Below are 19,787 nucleotides of genomic sequence, written 5' to 3'. Positions count from 1 at the left end.
TGTTTTGATTTGCATCTGAATGCAGGTTTCTACGATATACAATGGGTATACGCCAACCCTGCCCCGTATAATTCTTTCCTATCATAACTCTCTAAGCGCCCTGCTAAATTTACCGGACAGGGAGGTGTTTCTTTTCTAACTGGGAATATTCTGTATGCAACTCATCATGAGCTTGGTTGGTATGGTGGTATTGATCGCCATGGCTGTGCTGCTTTCCAGCAATCGACGTGCAATTAAATTGCGCACCGTGCTCGGTGCATTCGCCATCCAGGTTGCCATTGGCGCTTTGGTACTGTACGTGCCTGTTGGCCGCCATATTCTTGGTGGCATGTCCGAAGGCGTGGCCAACGTCATTGCATACGGCAATCAGGGCGTTTCCTTCATCTTCGGTGGCTTGGTCTCCGATAAAATGTTTGAGGTGTTCGGCGGCGGCGGTTTTGTGTTCGCGCTGCGCGTACTGCCGGTGATTGTGTTTTTCTCCTCACTGATTGCGGTGCTGTATTACCTGGGCATTATGCAATTGGTGATTAAAGTGCTCGGTGGCGGCTTGCAGAAACTGCTGGGCACGTCGCGTACCGAATCGCTATCAGCAACGGCCAATATTTTCGTGGGCCAGACCGAGGCTCCCTTGGTGGTACGGCCTTATATCGCCACCATGACCCAGTCTGAACTGTTTGCCGTGATGTGCGGTGGCTTGGCTTCCGTAGCTGGTTCAGTGCTGGCGGGATATGCCCAGATGGGCGTGCCGCTGGAATATCTGATTGCCGCATCCTTTATGGCCGCACCGGGGGGTTTGCTGTTTGCCAAGCTGATGGTGCCGGAAACGGAGAAAACTCACGATAAAGACGATGTGATGAAACTGATCGCAGAAGAAGATCGCCCGGCCAACGTTATTGATGCGGCAGCCTCAGGAGCTGCATCGGGTATGCAACTGGCGATGAACGTAGGGGCAATGCTGCTGGCGTTTATTGCCCTGATCGCTTTGTTGAACGGCATGCTGGGGGGGATTGGTGGCTGGTTTGATTTTCCGCAATTGTCGTTGGAATTGATACTGGGCTGGGTTTTCTCCCCGCTCGCTTTTCTGATTGGCGTGCCGTGGCATGAGGCGATGATAGCGGGGTCGTTTATCGGCCAGAAAGTGATCGTCAATGAATTTGTGGCCTATATGAGCTTTAGCGCCCATCTGCGCCCGGATGATGTGGTGGCAGCAGAGGGATTGCAGGTTTTGTCACAGCACACCAAGGCAATTATCTCCTTTGCACTGTGCGGTTTTGCCAACTTGTCCTCCGTAGCCATTTTACTGGGGGGGTTGGGGAGTATGGCACCGAACCGTCGGCATGATATTGCGCGCTTTGGCTTAAAAGCGGTGGCTGCTGGTACGCTTTCTAACCTGATGAGTGCCACCATCGCCGGGTTCTTCTTGGCGCTGTAAACTAGACTGTAAACGGGTGCCCTGATCTTGGCACCCGTTTTTACTTGCCTGTTTCTTGCATCGGTTGACGATCGGTACTGCATTTTATGTGATAAATATCACATAATGTTATGATTCGTTGCATTTTCATTTCATATAGTGTGAGTTCAAACGCAAATTAGCCGCAACTATCGTGTTCAAATAGCTAGCGAAGGGGCATTCCCTACATTGACGATGGGCTTTTGGATCTGCGTCACTGGCGGACACAGCCTAATTGGAGAGTTTTATGAGCGAATTAATCGCAGCAGCGCAACGTGCGCTGAACCTGATGGATTTAACCACGCTGAATGATGATGACACCGACGAGAAAGTGATCGCGTTGTGTCGCCAGGCAAACAGTCCGGCAGGCCAGACCGCCGCCGTTTGTATTTATCCACGTTTTATCCCGATTGCGCGTAAAACGCTGCGCGAACAGGGGACGCCGGGCATCCGTATTGCAACCGTGACCAATTTCCCGCATGGCAATGACGACATCGACATCGCGCTGGCAGAAACCCGTGCGGCAATCGCCTACGGCGCTGACGAGGTTGATGTGGTTTTCCCTTATCGTGCTTTGATCGCTGGTAACGATAAGGTGGGTTTTGAACTGGTGAAACAGTGTAAACAGGCCTGTGCTGCGGCTAACGTGTTACTGAAAGTGATCATTGAAACCGGTGAGCTAAAACAGGCAGAGCTTATCCGTCAAGCCTCTGAAATCGCCATTCGTGCCGGGGCTGACTTTATCAAAACCTCAACGGGTAAAGTGCCGGTTAATGCCACACTGGCAAGCGCCGAACTGATGATGACGGTGATTCGTGATCTGGGCGTGAGCAACACCGTGGGCTTTAAGCCAGCGGGTGGGGTACGCACTGCGGAAGAAGCACAGCAATATCTGCAACTTGCCGAGCGTATTCTGGGGGCCGGCTGGGCCGATGCACGCCACTTCCGTTTTGGCGCTTCAAGCCTCTTGGCCAGCCTGTTAACGACGCTGGGCCATAGCACTCAAGTGGCTCATAACGGTTACTGATTCTTAGACTCTTCATCTTTTTTCACGCTGCGGCTAGCTGATGCAGTAGCTCAAACAGGGGGATGCCTTGTTCCTGGCGCAAGAAATAATCCGTAAAAAACGAGACGGCCAACCACTGAGTGAAGCGGAAATTCGTTTTTTCATCAATGGGGTGCGTGACAATGTGGTTTCCGAAGGGCAGATTGCTGCGCTGGCGATGACCATTTATTTTCATGACATGACCATGCCGGAACGCGTAGCGCTGACCATGGCGATGCGGGATTCCGGCACGGTGCTCGATTGGAAAAGCCTGCAACTGAATGGCCCGATTGTTGACAAACACTCCACCGGTGGCGTGGGTGATGTCACTTCGCTGATGCTTGGCCCGATGGTGGCGGCCTGTGGTGGCTATGTGCCGATGATTTCTGGCCGTGGTCTGGGGCACACCGGTGGCACCTTGGATAAGCTGGAAGCTATTCCGGGCTTCAATATTTTCCCCGACGACAATGCGTTCCGTAAAATTATCCAAGAGGTGGGAGTGGCCATTATCGGCCAGACCAACTCGTTAGCCCCGGCGGATAAACGTTTTTATGCCACGCGTGACATTACCGCAACCGTTGATTCTATCCCGTTGATCACTGCCTCTATACTGGCGAAAAAACTGGCGGAAGGATTGGATGCGTTGGTGATGGACGTCAAAGTAGGATCGGGTGCTTTTATGCCAACTTATGCGTTGTCGGCAGAGTTGGCGCAGGCGATAGTTGCGGTGGCGAATGGTGCGGGGTGTAAAACCACGGCGTTATTGACCGATATGAACCAGGTGCTGGCGTCCAGCGCGGGTAACGCGCTAGAAGTCCGCGAAGCGGTACGCTTCCTGACCGGTGAATATCGCAACCCGCGTTTGCTGGACGTTACCCTGGCGTTGTGCGTGGAAATGCTACTTTCTGGTGGTTTGGCCGCTGATGACACAGAGGCCCGAGCCAAGCTACAGGCCGTTTTGGATAATGGCAAAGCGGCAGAGGTTTTTGGCCGTATGGTGGCAGCGCAGCAGGGGCCGGTTGATTTTATTGAGCGTTACGACAGTTATCTGCCGGTAGCAACCTTGAGTAAACCGGTGTACGCCGAGCAACCGGGTACGCTTATCGCGGTGGATACCCGTGCGCTGGGGATGGCAGTGGTTTCATTGGGCGGTGGCCGCCGCCGGGCGTCCGACAGTATTGATTACAGCGTCGGCCTGACGGAGGTGGTGCGTTTGGGGGGATCAGTTGATCATCAACGCCCGCTGGCGCTGATTCACGCCAACAATGAAGAGAGCTGGCAGCAGGCGGCAGATGCGGTGCGCAGTGCGATGATACTGGGCGATAAAGCCCCGGCTGCGACGCCGATGGTGTATCAGCGCATTACGCAATAACAGCGGCTTTTAAAGAGCCAGGTGCGGTAGCGGTGGTTATGCTGCCGCTCGCAGCAGGAGAAAATGATGAAACGCATATACATTATGGTATTGGACTCGTTCGGTATTGGTGCCAGTGCCGATGCTAAACGCTTTGGTGACGAAGGTTCCGATACTTTGGGCCATATCGCAGCGGCCTGTGCTCGTGGCGAAGCCAACGTGGGCCGCAGCGGCCCGTTGACCCTGCCGAATCTGAGCCGCTTGGGTTTGGGCAAAGCAGCGGAAGAGTCTACCGGTAAATTCCCGGCAGGGCTGGATAAAAATGCCGAGATCATCGGCGCTTACGGCTATGCCAGCGAACTCTCTTCCGGTAAGGATACGCCGTCCGGCCACTGGGAAATCGCCGGAGTCCCGGTGCTGTTCGACTGGGGTTACTTTAAGGATGAGCACAACAGCTTCCCGCAGGCGCTGCTGGATACGCTGGTAGCACGTGCCAATCTGCCAGGGTATCTCGGCAACTGCCATTCGTCCGGTACTGTGATCCTCGATCAACTGGGCGAAGAACATATGCGGACCGGCAAGCCGATTTTCTATACCTCGGCGGATTCGGTATTCCAGATCGCCTGTCACGAAGAGACGTTCGGCCTGGATCGTCTGTATGAACTGTGTGAGATTGCCCGTGCAGAGCTGACCGAAGGCGGTTACAACATTGGCCGGGTGATTGCGCGGCCGTTTGTTGGTGATAAACCGGGCAGTTTCCAGCGTACCGGCAATCGCCACGATCTGGCGGTTGAACCACCGGCCCCGACCGTGCTGAAAAAACTGGTTGATGAGAAGGGCGGTGAAGTGGTTTCCATCGGCAAGATTGCCGATATTTATGCCAACGTTGGTATTACCCAGAAAGTGAAGGCAAACGGGCTTGATGCGCTGTTTGATGCCACGCTGGCCGAAATGGAAAAAGCCGGTGATAACACCATCGTGTTCACCAACTTTGTTGATTTTGACTCCTCCTACGGCCACCGCCGTGACGTGGCGGGTTATGCCGCCGCGCTGGAGTTGTTTGATCGCCGTTTGCCGGAACTGCTGGAGCGCGTTACGGGCGACGATATGATTATTTTCACCGCTGACCACGGCTGTGACCCGACCTGGGCAGGCACCGATCACACCCGCGAGCACATTCCGGTGCTGATATATGGCCCAAATGTGAAACCAGGTTCGCTGGGGCACCGTGAGACTTTCGCAGATATCGGCCAGACCGTAGCCAGTTATTTTGGCGTGTCACCGATGGATTACGGTAAACCAATGTTATAAAGCCTTTGATTGTGCTGGCGGTGAGCCAGCGTTTTTTTAAATGCATTTAAGGACGAAATTATGGCTACGCCACATATTAACGCTGAGATGGGTGATTTCGCTGACGTAGTATTGATGCCGGGCGATCCGCTACGGGCAAAATACATTGCTGAAACCTTCCTGGAAGATGCAGTGGAAGTGAACAACGTGCGCGGCATGTTGGGCTTCACGGGCACTTACAAAGGCCGCAAAATCTCTGTGATGGGCCACGGTATGGGGATTCCATCCTGTTCTATTTATGCGCGTGAACTGATTGCCGAATTTGGCGTGAAGAAAATCATTCGTGTCGGCTCCTGCGGTGCCGTGCGTGACGATGTCAAACTGCGTGATGTGGTGATCGGTCTGGGGGCTTGTACCGATTCCAAAGTCAACCGCATGCGTTTCAAAGATCATGACTATGCTGCGATTGCGGATTTTGACATGGTGCGTAACGCCGTGGATGCGGCGGCGGCCCAGGGCATCCCGGCGCGCGTGGGTAATATTTTTTCTGCCGAGCTGTTCTATACCCCCGATCCTGACATGTTTCAGGTGATGAAGAAGTACGGCATTCTGGGCGTAGAAATGGAGGCGGCGGGCATTTACGGCGTAGTGGCAGAGCTAGCTGAAGAATTCGGCTGTAAGGCGCTGACCATCTGCACCGTGTCCGATCACATTCTGCGTCACGAAGCGACCACTGCCGCAGAACGCCAGACCACCTTTAACGAGATGATTGTTATCGCGTTGGAATCGGTGTTGCTGGGCGACAAAGCGTAAATCACCTGAGGGCGCGGCTGGCTGCGCCCTTTACTATCTATTCATCTTACCGTAAATTTTTCTATCAATTCTTTATCTTTCCGCTAATTAGCGTTATTAATTTATTCATCAATCTATTCACTAATCTATTCAGGTATGAGCACTGTCGAACATATTCTGCGGCATGGTTCGGCTACGGCCCAGGAACTGACTGGTGCGTTGGGCATCAGCCAGCCAACGCTATCGCGCCGCATCCGCGATGTGGCGGAGAACGTGCTGGTCATTGGCAAAGGTAAAGCGACGCGTTATGCGCAACACCCACGGATTAGCGAACCTTTCCGCGCGATTGCTGCACAAATGTGGCAACAGCTTCAGACATTGAATGAGCGCATTCAGCGTTTGGCTTAGAACCGGCCCCAATAGGCTATTTTATTCACCTTGAATAGTACTCGAAGCGTGTTTCTGCGCTGTTTGCCGTGTCTAAACCGGTTGCGCCAATAACGTTTGCTGGAACAGGTTGTTGGCTCAGTCTTTGTTCACCGGTTCTTTATCTTCTGGTGGATTATCGTCGCTTTCAGCCAACGGCGTATTGGCCGTTAACAGGTAAGGGGATTGCTGCCAGCGGCTACGGCGGCCCTGCAACAGAGTTCGTGCCAGAATAATGCCGATAGCCAGCGCCAGCAGGATCATCAGGCGCAGCAGGTTGGTCGTGTTATCCACCTGCTTGGATTCGGTAGCCAGTACGTGGGTATCAAGCGTAACGCGGATAAAACCGATTGGGCCATCTTTACCCTGAATCGACTCAACCATCTGGTGGTTGAAATAACTGCCTGCACGTTTGCCATCCAGCGACAGGCGATCGCGCACGCTGATCTGCTCGCCGGAATGGGCCACCAGCGTGCCATCCAACTGGTAGACGCTGGCGTCAAGGATGCGGCTGTGGTGGGTCAACTGTTGCAGAATGCTGCTGATGCGCTGATTGTCTACATCGCTGTTGTCGTCCAGCAGCGGTGCCAGGCTGAACGCCACCTGTTTAGTCAGCGTTTGTGCCAGTTCTTCCACCTGTTCCGATCGCGCCATTTGGTGGCTCAGGCTAAAATAAGAGGCGCCTTGCATGAGCATCACCAGCAAAGCCAGACAAATCAGAATAATAGCGGTACGATGCAGGCGGAATTTTAGTTTAGCTTTAGCCATACGGCTTCCTTGGTCTTTCGGATGCTTTATGTTGCCAGAAGCCAGGGCGATAGGATAGTTTTAGCCGTCGTTGCGTTCCGTTTACAATCCATCGGGTATCAGTGTGCCGTTTATCATGCAGTGTTTTTCAGGAGTTAATGATGTCGAATAGTCTGACCTATTGCGATCTCCCCGCCGAGATCTCTCAATGGCCGGGTCTTCCTCTTTCGTTGAGCGGTGACGAAGTGATGCCGTTGGATTATCGGGCAGGCCATACCGGTTGGCTATTATATGGCAGAAAGCTGGATAAAGAACGCATCACACAGTTCCAGCGCAAGCTGGGCGCGGCGATGGTGATCGTCACCGCCTGGTGCGTGGAGGATTATCAGGTGGTGCGTTTGGCGGGAACGCTGACGCAGCGAGCTAAATCGCTGGCCGCCGAAAGCGGGCTGGATGTGGCACCGCTCGGTAAGATCCCGCATTTACGCACGCCGGGTTTGCTGGTGATGGATATGGATTCCACCGCGATCCAGATTGAGTGTATTGATGAAATTGCCAAGCTGGCCGGGGTGGGCGAACAGGTGGCGGAAGTCACCGAGCGTGCGATGCGCGGTGAACTCGATTTTACTGCCAGCCTGCGGCAGCGTGTCGGAACGCTGAAAGGGGCCGATGCCAAAATCCTGCAACAGGTGCGCGATAATCTCCCGCTGATGCCGGGGCTGATCAGCCTGGTGCGCAAACTGCAAGCGCTGGACTGGCATGTGGCCATCGCCTCCGGCGGTTTTACCTATTACGCTGAATATTTGCGCGACAAGCTGAAACTGGTGGCGATTGCGGCGAATGAACTGGAAATCCGCGACGGCAAATTGACCGGCGAAGTGCTGGGGCCGGTGGTGGATGCGCAGTATAAGGCGGATACATTGCTGAAACTGGCAGAAAAACTGGGGATTTCACCACAGCAAACCGTGGCGATTGGCGACGGCGCCAACGATTTGAAGATGATGCAGGTTGCCAGATTGGGCATTGCCTACCACGCGAAGCCTAAAGTGTATGAAAAGGCGCAGGTGTCGATTCGCCATGCTGACTTGCTGGGGGTGCTTTGCGTGCTGACCGGCAGTTTGAAACATGATGTGAGGTAATTGTGGCCAAAGCAGTGAAACGGGCGTTTGTCTGTAATGAATGTGGCGCTGATTATCCGCGCTGGCAAGGGCAATGCAGCGCCTGCCATGCCTGGAATACCATTACAGAAGTGCGCCTGGCTGCGGTGGCTTCTTCTGCTCGTACTGAGCGCTTCAGCGGCTATGCGGGCGATGCGGGCGTCAGCCGTGTGCAGAAACTGTCGGATATCAGCCTGGAAGCGTTGCCGCGTTTCTCTACCGGCTTCCTTGAATTTGACCGCGTGCTGGGCGGTGGGGTGGTGCCGGGCAGTGCCATTCTGATTGGCGGCAATCCCGGTGCGGGGAAAAGTACGCTGTTGCTGCAAGTGCTGTGCAAACTCGCCGAGCAGATGAAAACCCTGTACGTCACGGGTGAGGAGTCGCTGCAACAGGTGGCGATGCGCGCTCACCGCTTGGCTTTGCCGACCGGCGGCCTGAATATGCTCTCGGAAACCAGCATTGAGCAGATTTGCCTGATCGCCGAGCAGGAACAACCAAAGCTGATGGTGATCGACTCGATCCAGGTGATGCACATGGCGGATATCCAGTCTTCACCGGGCAGCGTGGCGCAGGTGCGTGAAACGGCGGCTTATCTGACGCGCTTTGCCAAAACGCGCGGCGTAGCGATTGTGATGGTGGGGCATGTCACTAAAGACGGCTCTTTGGCCGGGCCGAAAGTGCTGGAGCACTGTATCGATTGTTCCGTGTTGCTTGATGGCGACGCCGATTCCCGTTTCCGTACGTTGCGTAGCCATAAAAACCGCTTCGGTGCGGTGAATGAGCTGGGCGTGTTCGCCATGACGGAACAGGGTTTGCGCGAAGTCAGCAACCCTTCGGCCATCTTCCTCAGCCGTGGTGATGAAATCACCTCCGGCAGTTCGGTGATGGTGGTGTGGGAAGGAACACGGCCGCTGTTGGTGGAGATTCAGGCGCTGGTGGATCATTCGATGATGGCTAACCCACGCCGGGTGGCGGTGGGGCTGGAGCAGAACCGTTTGGCGATTTTGCTGGCGGTGCTGCATCGCCACGGTGGTTTGCAGATGTCGGATCAGGACGTGTTTGTCAACGTCGTCGGTGGGGTGAAAGTCAGTGAAACCAGCGCTGACTTGGCATTATTGCTCGCGCTGGTATCCAGCTTCCGCGATCGCCCATTGCCTCATGATCTGGTGGTGTTCGGCGAAGTGGGGTTGGCGGGGGAGATCCGCCCGGTGCCAAGCGGCCAGGAACGCATCTCCGAAGCGGCAAAACACGGCTTTAAGCGCGCTATCGTGCCGCAGGCTAACGTACCGAAAAAAAACCCGGCTAATATGCAGGTGTTTGGCGTGAAAAAACTGGCAGATGCCTTGAGCATCTTGGATGAGCTTTAAGTGAGCCGCAATATTGCCTTGTTTAGTATACTATACCCAATGGATTTCAGGCCGCTGCTCAGTGGTAACGTGAAAGATGTCGGGAATATCAGCGTGGGGGTGTTATGCGGCAGTTCGATTACCTGAAGGCGGCAATTAAGCAAAAAGGGTGCACATTACAACAGGTAGCCGATGCCAGTAACATGACCAAAGGTTATCTCAGCCAGTTGCTGAACGATAAAATCAGAAGCCCGAGTGCGCAGAAGCTGGAAGCCGTACACCGTTTTCTGGGGCTGGAGTTCCCGCGCCGCGAGAAAAAAGTCGGCGTGGTGTTTGGTAAATTTTACCCGTTGCATACGGGCCATATCTATCTGATTCAGCGCGCGGGCAGCCAAGTGGACGAGCTGCATGTGATCCTGTGTCATGATGAACCACGCGATCGCGAACTGTTTGATAACAGCTCAATGTCACAGCAACCGACGGTCAGCGATCGCCTGCGCTGGCTGCTGCAAACCTTCAAATACCAGAAAAACATCCATATCCATTCCTTTGACGAGAAGGGCATCGAGCCTTACCCGCATGGTTGGGACGTTTGGAGCAATGGCATGAAGAACTTCATGGAACAGCAGGGCATTGTGCCAAGCTTCATCTATTCCAGCGAAGAACAGGATGCGCCGCGCTATCGTGAACATCTGGATATTGAAACTATTCTGGTAGACCCGGAACGTTCCTTTATGAATATCAGTGGCCGCCAGATCCGCCGGGACCCGTTTCGCTATTGGGACTATATTCCCACCGAAGTAAAGCCTTTCTTTGTGCGTACCGTGGCGGTCTTAGGCGGTGAATCCAGTGGTAAATCTACGCTGGTCAATAAGCTGGCGAATATCTTCAATACCACCAGTGCCTGGGAATATGGCCGTGACTATGTGTTTTCCCATTTGGGTGGCGACGAGATGGCGTTGCAGTATTCCGATTACGATAAGATTGCGCTTGGGCAGGCGCAGTATGTGGATTTTGCGGTGAAATACGCCAACAAAGTGGCGTTTATCGATACCGATTTTGTCACTACGCAGGCATTTTGCAAAAAATACGAAGGGCGCGAACATCCGTTTGTGCAGGCGTTGATCGACGAATACCGTTTTGATCTGGTGATCCTGCTGGAGAATAACACGCCGTGGGTGGCCGATGGTTTGCGCAGCCTGGGCAGCCCGGTTGATCGCAAAGCGTTTCAGCATTTACTGGAAGAGATGCTGCGAGCCAACAATATCAACTATGTTCACGTAGAATCCAGCGATTATGAAGAACGCTTCCTGCGCTGTGTTGAGCTGGTAAAACAGCTGCTGGCGGCAGATGCCAGCCGATTGGCCGGGGGTTCTTCCCTGTCGCGCTGAATAATGGGCGCAGCCTGCTGCGCCCTAAAAGCCTAATAGGTAATCACCAGTTTGCCCTGCATATGGCCTTCCAGCAGTTTAGCGTGGGCGGTAGTCAGGTTTTCCACCGTCAAGCCATGCAGCGTTTCGCTCAGCGTGGTGGTCAGTTTCCCTGCATCCAGCAGCTGCGCCACTTGCTTGAGGATTTCCCCCTGCTGGGCAATATCCGGGGTATTGAACATGCTACGGGTAAACATCAATTCCCAATGCAGTGCGGCGCTTTTCAGTTTCAGTGCATTCTGATCCAGCGGTTGTGCGTTCTCTACAATGGTGCAGATATGGCCCAGCGGAGCGATCAGATCGCTGATGGCTGACCAGTGACCATCGGTATCGTTCAGGCACAGGATGTAATCGACGTGTTCAATGCCTTCTTTTGCCAGATTGCTTTTCAGATCGCGGTAATCCACCACCAGTTCGGCTCCACGTTCGCGGCACCAGGCGGCAGATTCTGGGCGTGACGCAGTAGCGATCACTTTTACCTGGCTGCGCTGGGCGGCCAACGGGATCGCCAGTGAACCTACGCCACCGGCACCGCCGATAATCAACAGCGTTTTACCCGCTGCGGCATCCTGCACTTTCAGGTGTTCAAACAGGGCTTCCCAAGCGGTGAGCGCGGTCAGCGGCATTGCGGCGGCTTCCGCCCAATTCAGCGTGCGCGGTTTATGTGCCGTAATGCGTGAATCGATCAATTGCTGAGTGCTGTTGCTGCCTGGGCGGGTAATATCTCCGGCGTACCACACTTCATCGCCTGGTTTGAAATCTTTCACGCCACTGCCGGCTTCCAGCACCACGCCGCTGGCATCCCAACCGAGAATACGCGGCTGTTGTAGGCCATTTTTCTTCAGGCCAGCATGGACTTTGGTATCCACCGGGTTGATGGAAACCGCTTTGACTTCCACCAGCAGATCATACTGGCCTGGCGTGGGTTTTTCTGGCGTGATGCTGATAAAACGGGTGGGATTTTGGGGATCGACTGCGATGGCCCTGATTGTCATGGTTATGCTCCTTCGAATGAATGCCTTTAGTGTAGATCCCTGAGGAGTGAGTGATAAGATGGACAATAAATAACTCAGTGTTCGTTTGAGGTGAACAATCATGTTCAAACAGTTGCAGGATATGGCACTGTTCGCGCTGGTGGCCGAATGCGGTAGCTTCACTGCTGCCGCTCATCGGGCCGGGCTGCCGAAATCCAGCGTCAGCCATCGTGTCAGCCAATTAGAACAGGCACTGGGTTTGCGTTTGCTTAATCGCACTACGCGTCAGCTGAATTTAACCTTCGCCGGGGAGCGTTATCTGGAACATTGCCGGGAGATGCTGTCTGCCGCTGAACGTGCCGAGCTGGTATTACAACGGCTGCGTGATAACCCCAGTGGCCGATTGCGTATTTCAACCCCGGCAGGGCTGGGTGCGACGTTACTTCCGCGTTTGGCCGCGGATTTCCAACGTCAGTATCCAGATGTGTCGCTGGAAGTGTCGGTTTCTGATGTGATGGTGGATATGGTACAGGAAGGTTTTGATGCTGCACTGCGTACCGGCAGGCCGCAAGACTCCTCATTGATTGGCCGTAGATTGGGGCATTCTCCGCGTTACCTGTTGGCAGCGGCGGAATACCTGGCACAGTATCCGCCATTGGTCCATCCACAGCAGTTACAGCAACACCGCTGCATCGCTCATCGTGCGTGGCCAGCATGGGTGTTGCGCCGTGGTGAAGAATATTACCGCTGGCAATTGCCCATGTTACATAGCACTGACAACCTGCTGTATGCGCGCGAATGTGCGATTTCCGGGGCTGGTATCACATTACTGCCAGCGTTTCTCAGCCGTGAAGTGGTCGCGCAAAAGCAGTTGGTGGAGGTATTACCGGAATGGCAGGCCGAAGGTAATGAACTGTATCTGGTCTATCCGAGCCGCAAGCTGAATTCCCCGGCGTTGGCCTGCTTTATTGAAGTAGTACTACAGCACCCGGTGTTTGTGGATTATGCACAGGCATTGGATTGGGAAGAATAAAGAGCCGATCTCATCAGCCGGTTTTTTACGCCCAACAATGGAATGTTATGCACATTTCCCCGCAAGTGATATATGGAGCATGCACTATTCATGAATTGTTGCAGCGTATTTAAAAAATTCTGGCTGCCATTGATTGTCGCCATCTCGGTTGGCCCATTGGTATCGCACAGTCGAGACATCTGCCATGATTATGTCTACCCAGACGCGCATACCAAAGAGAACTCTGGCAATTTTGAACGAAGAAACTGCTCTAAACCGCCTAGTATCAGCCCCAAGTCAGATAACTATATCGTTGAGCAAGGCCGTGTGTACTTTCGAAAATCGGACTCATCAAGCTACGGTACCTGCGTGGGGGGAGTTGGCTCATACAGTTCGGCCGGCCGTAGCCTGTGCCCCTTTGGGACTACTAGCTATACGATAACCACCAATCATTTTTTTCCTCTTGAATTGTCGCCTAAAATCAACGAGTTTCGAGTTCTGAACGAAGATTATGCTGCTACAAACGATGCCGTTTACTACAAGCAGTTTGTGATTAACGGAGCCCGCCGATTGCCACAAAAAACGGCTTTGCGTGTGCTGCCGTTGCCGGCAAGAAAGGCAGATGGAGGATCTTCAGCGGGGCTGTCTGACTACGCCGTTTACGGAGAGCAGGTCTTCTATAATGGTGAAAACGTTGAGGGAGCTGATGCGGACAGCTTTCAGGTTCTCCTTCTGGAAGACTCTGATTACTTTACCAAGCTCGCTCGCGACAAGTCACGATTGTATTGGAAAGGTCGAATGCTGGATGACTCTAAACCTGCTGCAGTCGAAGTGGTCGATTCAAAGTATATCAAAGAGGGAAACCACCTGTGGTACGTAGACTTTGATAGCGTAGGCTTGGTAGTGGATACGTTGCCAGAGAGCATCGGAGGTGGGTTCTATCGATCTCGCTATACTTCTCCATCGGGGGAATCTTACTCTCGCATACAGCGAAGTGATGAGCTAAGCGATGGTCGCCATAAACTTGTCTCGTTGCCGCTTCGGATGGCAGAAGTCGATGAATTCAGGGTTTTGCCTGCCGGGTGTCCTGTTCGTGATGGGTTTGTAGCGGGCCATCCGGGGTTGTACTGCCGGCCGTTTGAATACCAGCCCACGACCGAGTTTGGGCGCACCAAGAGCAGGGTTTTCCTTACCGATCAGCCTGTTCCCGTAGCAGATATAGATAATTTTCAAATCATATCGGTAGATCATTACGACTACGGAGGGGTTGCTAACGCACAAGCCATTGATGGAAAGAATATATATCTTTTCAAGGAGGGTGGGAGCGATTCTGTTGCAATTCAGGGGCAGGTACTGGGCCCTATCCCAAGTTCTTATGGTAGCTTTTTCCTTCTGGCGGACGCAGCAAACATCTACGATCTGACGGGCTGGTATTCCAGGCTAGGTGTTGATGACCTGTGCCGTTATGAACACTCGTCTTCAACACGCGGCTTGAGACTGTTAGAAAGAGCGGAAGGGCGCGACGGTCAGCCCTATATTGTCCTTGGGAATAACGAGTATCAGTATGTCTTCTATGCAAACCCACAAGGCAAAGAAAACCCAGGCCATGTGATTGATCTGCGGACTGGCCAGCGTTTGCGCCTGGCTACTGGTTTTCGAGAGGAGCCCTGCGGCCCGCTATGAGGGCAGATAAAGACGTTGTCATTAATCTGAGCCCGCAGTGTATGCGGGCTGATAGAAATATCCGGGTACAACGTGAGATTACTTGGTCACTCTCTTGTACTTGATACGGCGTGGCTCCAGTGCTTCAGCCCCCAGCGTCCGCTTTTTGTACTCTTCGTATTCGGTAAAGTTACCTTCGAAGAATTCAATTTTGCCTTCATCCTGGTAATCCAGAATGTGGGTGGCGATACGGTCAAGGAACCAGCGGTCGTGGGAGATCACCATGGCACAGCCTGGGAACTCCAACAGGGCGTTTTCCAGCGCGCGCAGGGTTTCGATATCCAGATCGTTGGTCGGTTCATCAAGCAGCAGCACGTTGCCGCCAACTTGCAGCAGCTTGGCCAAGTGCAGACGGCCACGTTCACCGCCGGACAGTTCACCAACACGCTTGCCCTGATCGACGCCCTTGAAGTTAAAGCGGCCAACATAGGCACGGCTTGGCATTTCGGTGTTGCCGATGCGCATGATGTCCTGACCGCCGGAGACTTCTTCCCACACGGTTTTGCCGTTATCCATGCTGTCACGGAACTGATCGACAGAAGCCAGCTTAACGGTATCACCCAGCACGATGCTGCCGGAATCAGGCTGTTCCTGACCGGACATCATGCGGAACAGCGTGGATTTACCCGCGCCGTTCGGGCCGATAATGCCGACAATCGCGCCTTTTGGTACGGAGAAGGAGAGATCGTCGATCAGCACGCGATCGCCGTAGGATTTGCGCAGGTTGCTGACTTCAACCACTTTATCGCCCAGGCGGGCGCCAGGTGGAATAAACAGTTCGTTGGTTTCGTTACGTTTCTGGTATTCGGTGCTGTTCAGTTCTTCAAAGCGGGCCAGGCGGGCTTTGCCTTTCGACTGGCGGCCTTTGGCTCCCTGACGCACCCACTCCAGCTCTTTCTCAATAGATTTACGGCGTGCGGCTTCGGCAGAGGCTTCCTGTGCTAAACGAGCATCTTTCTGCTCCAGCCAGGAAGAGTAGTTACCTTCCCACGGAATGCCTTCGCCACGGTCCAGCTCAAGTATCCAACCGGCGACGTTATCAAGGAAATAACGGTCGTGGGTAATTGCCACCACGGTGCCTTCGAAGTCGTGCAGGAAACGCTCCAGCCACGCCACGGATTCTGCGTCCAGGTGGTTGGTCGGTTCATCCAGCAGCAGCATGTCCGGTTTTTCCAGCAGCAGGCGGCACAGCGCAACGCGGCGGCGCTCACCGCCGGAAAGGTTGGCGATTTTGGCGTCCCACTCCGGCAGGCGCAGCGCATCAGCGGCACGCTCAAGCTGGGTGTTGAGGTTATGGCCATCGTGAGCCTGAATGATCTCTTCCAGGCGGCCCTGTTCTGCGGCCAGCTTGTCGAAATCTGCGTCTTCTTCGGCGTACAGCGCGTACACTTCATCCAGGCGTTTCAGGGCACCCACCACTTCGGCCAACGCTTCTTCTACCGACTCGCGCACGGTATGTTCCAGGTTGAGCTGGGGTTCCTGGGGCAGATAACCAATCTTGATGCCCGGCTGTGGGCGTGCTTCACCTTCGATATCGGTATCGATGCCCGCCATAATGCGCAGCAGGGTGGATTTACCGGCGCCGTTCAGGCCCAGTACGCCAATTTTGGCCCCAGGGAAGAAACTCAGGGAAATGTTTTTCAGAATATGACGCTTCGGCGGAACCACTTTGCCGACGCGATGCATGGTATAGACGTATTGAGCCACGTTGCTCCGAGCCTCTCTATCAGTTTTTATAGGATGTCTGGCGGCATGAGTGTAGCCCGTTTCAATAACAGATCCCAGACCTCTCGCGATGATCGATGAGTATAACCGTTAATGTGCTGCGGCAGAGGCGTTTGCAGTGTTTTAAGGTGTGAGTGGGATCGCAAGATAGGGGCTTTTTACGGGGAAATAAAAACGCCCGGCAGGATTTGCCAGGCGTTTTTGCTCAGATTATAAGGCGTTACGCCAGCTTGTTACGGCCTGCCCTGAGGCGAACGATGAGCCATTTTTCAACTTCAACAATCAGGAACAACACAATACCGATCAGCAGTGTGATCCCCCAATAAGCCAGCGGCAGCGGGGCAGTGCCGAACAGCGAGTTCATGAACGGCAGATAGATAATTGCCATCTGCAACAGCAGCAGCACACCACTCACCAGCCACAGACCTTTGTTCAGGAATACTTGGCGGTTCAGCGGGAAGCGGTCCGCAGTGCGGCAGTTGAACATGTAAACCCATTGCGCAGTCACCAGCGTTTGCAGCAGCACGGTGCGGATGAGTTCGCTGCTGTAGCCGCGTGGTGCCATCCAGGCTTCCAGTATAAAGGCGCTGATGGCGATCAAAATACCGACGAAGGCGATACGCCAGATCGCATGCAGATCCAGAACGTTACTGCCCGGTATGCGGGGTTTGCGGTGCATCAAGCCTTTTTCGGCAGGTTCATATGCCAGGCCGAACGACAGCGTTGTGGACGTTGCCATGTTCATCCACAGGATCTGGATTGGCGTCAGGGGCAGCATGGCACCGGCCAGAATGGCGATGATGATCAATAAGCCCTGTGCCAGGTTGGTGGGGAGAACAAACAGGATGGTTTTCTTCAGGTTGTCATAAACCCGGCGGCCTTCTTTCACCGCGCTGGCAATGGTGGCGAAGTTATCGTCGGTCAACACCATGTCAGCGGCTTCTTTGGTGACCTCGGTGCCTTTGATCCCCATGGCGATACCCACATCGGCCTGTTTCAGCGCTGGCGCATCGTTGACGCCATCACCGGTCATTCCAACTACTTCGTTCTTGTTCTGCAACGCCTTCACCAGACGCAGTTTGTGTTCTGGGCTGGTACGGGCAAAGATATCGTAATGCACGGCGGCTTCTGCCAACGCTTTATCATCCATATGTTCCAGTTGGGAACCGGTAATGGAGTCCTGGCTGTTACCGATACCGAGCATGGCACCGATAGCCATGGCGGTTTTCTGGTGGTCGCCGGTAATCATTTTCACGCGGATCCCCGCTTGCTGGCATTCAGCAATTGCCGCAACGGCTTCAGGGCGTGGTGGATCCATCACCCCGGCGATGCCGATAAACACCATCTGCTGGCGGATATCGCCGTGATCCAGCTCTACGTCGCCATCTGCTGTGGTTTTGCTGGCCGCAGCCACCATGCGCAAGCCCTGTTCGGCGAAGCGCGACATCTCTTTTTCCCAATAATCGCGGCGGAACGGCTTAATGCCGGCATCGGTCAGTTCAAGTTCGCACAAGGAGAACAGCACGTCAGGAGCGCCGGTAAGGAATACCTGATTTTTCCCTGCAACCTGGCTGCGAACAGCCATGTATTTGTAGCTGGAATCAAACGGGATTTTCGCCAGTTGGCGGGTTTCACCCAGTTCCAGTTCTGCCTTCATGGCTAAAACTTTCAGCGCACCTTCAGTGGGGCTGCCCGTGATGATCCAGCGGCCGCTGTCGTCTTGTTTCACCTGGCTGTCGTTACACAGGGTGATGGCGGTAATAAACTGTGCCAGAGGAGGGATCTCCTGCACACGCGCCTGTTTGTTGCTGTCGGTGAAGAAAATGCCCCCGGTGGGTTGGTAACTTTCCCCTTCTACGCGGAAGGCATAGTCGGCCATGATGACGTTTTTCGCCGTCATTTCATTCATGGTCAGCGTACCGGTTTTATCCGAGCAGATTACCGTCATGGAGCCGAGGGTTTCTACCGTTGGCAGTTTGCGGATAATGGCCCGGTTGCGCGCCATCGTCTGTACACCCAACGACAGAATAATCGAGATGATGGCCGGTAAACCTTCCGGTACGGAAGCCACGGCCAGGCTGATCAGCGCCAGCAGCAGTTCATTCATCGGCATATCGCGCAGCGTGAAGGCAAACAGGAACAGCAGCGCCATCATCACCAGAATCAGGATGAAGATCCCTTTACCCAGACGATCCATCTGTTGCAGCAGCGGCGTGCGCTGGGTTTCAACAGTAGAAATCATCTCGCTGATGTGGCCGAGTTCGGTATGGCCGCCGGTAGCGATAACCACGCCTTTGGCATTCCCGGCGCTGATGGTGGTGCCGGAAAACAGCAGATTGGTGCGATCGCCAATCATCACTTCTTCGGTAATGGCATCGGTCTGTTTTGACACCACGGTGGATTCGCCGGTCAGGATCGCTTCTTCAACCTGCAAGTTGTGTGATTCCAATAACCGCAGGTCGGCAGGGATCTTATCACCGGGGCGCAGCAACACCATATCACCGGGCACCAGATCTTCCGCATTCACCGTATGGTTAATACCGTCACGCACCACAATTGCCTGGCTGGAAAGCATATTCCGAATGCCTTTCAGCGATTTCTCTGCGCTGTTTTCCTGCACGAAACCGATCAGGGCATTGATCACCGCCACGCCGAGAATAACAATGGTATCGATCCAATGGCCCATGATCGCTTTAAGAAAAGCGGCGGCGAGCAGAATATAAATCAGTACATCGTTAAAATGCGCAATAAAGCGCATAAGAGCGCTTTTCCCTGCTTTCTCAGGTAGCGCATTCGGACCGAACTTTTCCAGGCGTGCAGCGGCTTCCTGTTCACTCAGGCCTTCGGGCCGGCTGTTTAAATGCTGAAGAGTCTCTTCGATATCATACTGATACCATGCTTTTTCTGGTGTTATGGGAGCATGGTGCTCGTTGGGGGTATGTGTTGGCATTTAACGCCTCTCCTAAAAGTAAATTAAATCTCTGTTCCCACTTGTGTCGGTCATCCTTTTGCCAGGGTGAAGTCCGTTGTTTTCTGCCACGCAGGCTTAAATGTTAATAATTTTCAATAACCTTGTGGGTAAGCTATTGGCCGCGTGATAGTAAATAATCGACAACTTAATTTTTTGATCTGAGATAATAAAATTGTATTGATAATGTATCTGTCATTAGTTTCATAAATGTTTCTGTTTCTCTAGTCTGTTCAATATCATTCCATGTATAAAAAAAGAGTGCCTGCAAAGAAAACTATAGAACATCTCAAATATTGTGTGATGAAAAAAGTTTAGATAATCATGTGAGTTATCAAAATTTTGGTCCGAA

15 protein-coding genes are annotated in these 19,787 nt (G+C 53.6%); 11 read left to right on the top strand and 4 right to left on the bottom strand.

Features of this window, described 5'->3' with window-relative positions; all coding sequences use genetic code 11:
- Positions 1-154 precede the first annotated feature (154 nt).
- From Z042_RS23645 to Z042_RS26720, 6 genes are all read left to right on the top strand, one after another.
- Positions 155-1,432 carry a NupC/NupG family nucleoside CNT transporter gene (locus Z042_RS23645; RefSeq protein WP_037406324.1) on the top strand — a complete coding sequence of 426 codons (1,278 nt, stop codon included), beginning with the start codon at positions 155-157 and terminating at the stop codon, positions 1,430-1,432.
- Positions 1,433-1,697: 265 nt separating this feature from the next.
- Positions 1,698-2,477, top strand: coding sequence for a deoxyribose-phosphate aldolase (gene deoC / locus Z042_RS23640; RefSeq protein ID WP_024912070.1), 780 nt, complete (start codon positions 1,698-1,700; stop codon positions 2,475-2,477).
- 67 nt (positions 2,478-2,544) lie between these two features.
- A complete protein-coding gene (gene deoA / locus Z042_RS23635) occupies positions 2,545-3,867 on the top strand; it encodes a thymidine phosphorylase (RefSeq protein WP_024912069.1) in 1,323 nt (440 codons plus the stop codon).
- Positions 3,868-3,933: 66 nt separating this feature from the next.
- Positions 3,934-5,157, top strand: a complete 1,224-nt coding sequence (deoB, locus tag Z042_RS23630; RefSeq protein ID WP_024912068.1) for a phosphopentomutase — start codon at positions 3,934-3,936, stop codon at positions 5,155-5,157.
- A 60-nt stretch (positions 5,158-5,217) separates the two neighbouring features.
- Entirely contained in the window at positions 5,218-5,949 is a 732-nt protein-coding gene (gene deoD / locus Z042_RS23625) for a purine-nucleoside phosphorylase (protein ID WP_024912067.1), read from the top strand.
- 135 nt (positions 5,950-6,084) lie between these two features.
- Complete coding sequence (locus Z042_RS26720) at positions 6,085-6,336, top strand: hypothetical protein (protein ID WP_024912066.1); 252 nt, start codon at positions 6,085-6,087, stop codon at positions 6,334-6,336.
- A gap of 117 nt (positions 6,337-6,453) precedes the next feature.
- On the opposite strand, the gene Z042_RS23615 is transcribed toward Z042_RS26720, so the two are convergent.
- The gene (locus tag Z042_RS23615) at positions 6,454-7,122 is read right to left on the bottom strand and encodes a YtjB family periplasmic protein (RefSeq protein ID WP_024912065.1); all 669 of its coding nucleotides are present in this window, start codon (positions 7,120-7,122) and stop codon (positions 6,454-6,456) included.
- Between the two features lie 140 nt (positions 7,123-7,262).
- On the opposite strand from Z042_RS23615, the gene serB reads away from it, so the two are divergent.
- The 3 genes from serB to nadR all read left to right on the top strand — a co-directional run bounded on the left by serB (position 7,263) and on the right by nadR (position 10,995).
- Entirely contained in the window at positions 7,263-8,240 is a 978-nt protein-coding gene (serB, locus tag Z042_RS23610) for a phosphoserine phosphatase (RefSeq protein WP_024912064.1), read from the top strand.
- Between the two features lie 2 nt (positions 8,241-8,242).
- Positions 8,243-9,625 carry a DNA repair protein RadA gene (gene radA / locus Z042_RS23605; RefSeq protein WP_024912063.1) on the top strand — a complete coding sequence of 461 codons (1,383 nt, stop codon included), beginning with the start codon at positions 8,243-8,245 and terminating at the stop codon, positions 9,623-9,625.
- 104 nt (positions 9,626-9,729) lie between these two features.
- Complete coding sequence (nadR, locus tag Z042_RS23600; protein WP_024912062.1) at positions 9,730-10,995, top strand: multifunctional transcriptional regulator/nicotinamide-nucleotide adenylyltransferase/ribosylnicotinamide kinase NadR; 1,266 nt, start codon at positions 9,730-9,732, stop codon at positions 10,993-10,995.
- Between the two features lie 32 nt (positions 10,996-11,027).
- On the opposite strand, the gene Z042_RS23595 is transcribed toward nadR, so the two are convergent.
- The gene (locus Z042_RS23595) at positions 11,028-12,029 is read right to left on the bottom strand and encodes a zinc-binding alcohol dehydrogenase family protein (protein ID WP_024912061.1); all 1,002 of its coding nucleotides are present in this window, start codon (positions 12,027-12,029) and stop codon (positions 11,028-11,030) included.
- 100 nt (positions 12,030-12,129) lie between these two features.
- Between Z042_RS23595 and Z042_RS23590 the strand changes: the two genes are divergently transcribed.
- Positions 12,130-13,041, top strand: a complete 912-nt coding sequence (locus Z042_RS23590; protein ID WP_037406322.1) for a LysR family transcriptional regulator — start codon at positions 12,130-12,132, stop codon at positions 13,039-13,041.
- 72 nt (positions 13,042-13,113) lie between these two features.
- The gene (locus Z042_RS23585; RefSeq protein ID WP_024912059.1) at positions 13,114-14,703 is read left to right on the top strand and encodes a DKNYY domain-containing protein; all 1,590 of its coding nucleotides are present in this window, start codon (positions 13,114-13,116) and stop codon (positions 14,701-14,703) included.
- 78 nt (positions 14,704-14,781) lie between these two features.
- Here Z042_RS23585 and ettA read toward each other — a convergent pair whose 3' ends face one another.
- Both ettA and Z042_RS23575 read right to left on the bottom strand, forming a co-directional pair.
- A complete protein-coding gene (gene ettA, locus Z042_RS23580) occupies positions 14,782-16,449 on the bottom strand; it encodes an energy-dependent translational throttle protein EttA (protein WP_024912058.1) in 1,668 nt (555 codons plus the stop codon).
- 238 nt (positions 16,450-16,687) lie between these two features.
- Entirely contained in the window at positions 16,688-19,417 is a 2,730-nt protein-coding gene (locus tag Z042_RS23575; protein ID WP_024912057.1) for a cation-transporting P-type ATPase, read from the bottom strand.
- Between the last annotated feature and the right edge of the window lie 370 nt (positions 19,418-19,787).

It is taken from the genome of Chania multitudinisentens RB-25 (assembly GCF_000520015.2).
GTDB classification, from domain to species: Bacteria; Pseudomonadota; Gammaproteobacteria; order Enterobacterales; family Enterobacteriaceae; genus Chania; species Chania multitudinisentens.
This window is presented reverse-complemented; position numbering and strand designations above follow the sequence as displayed.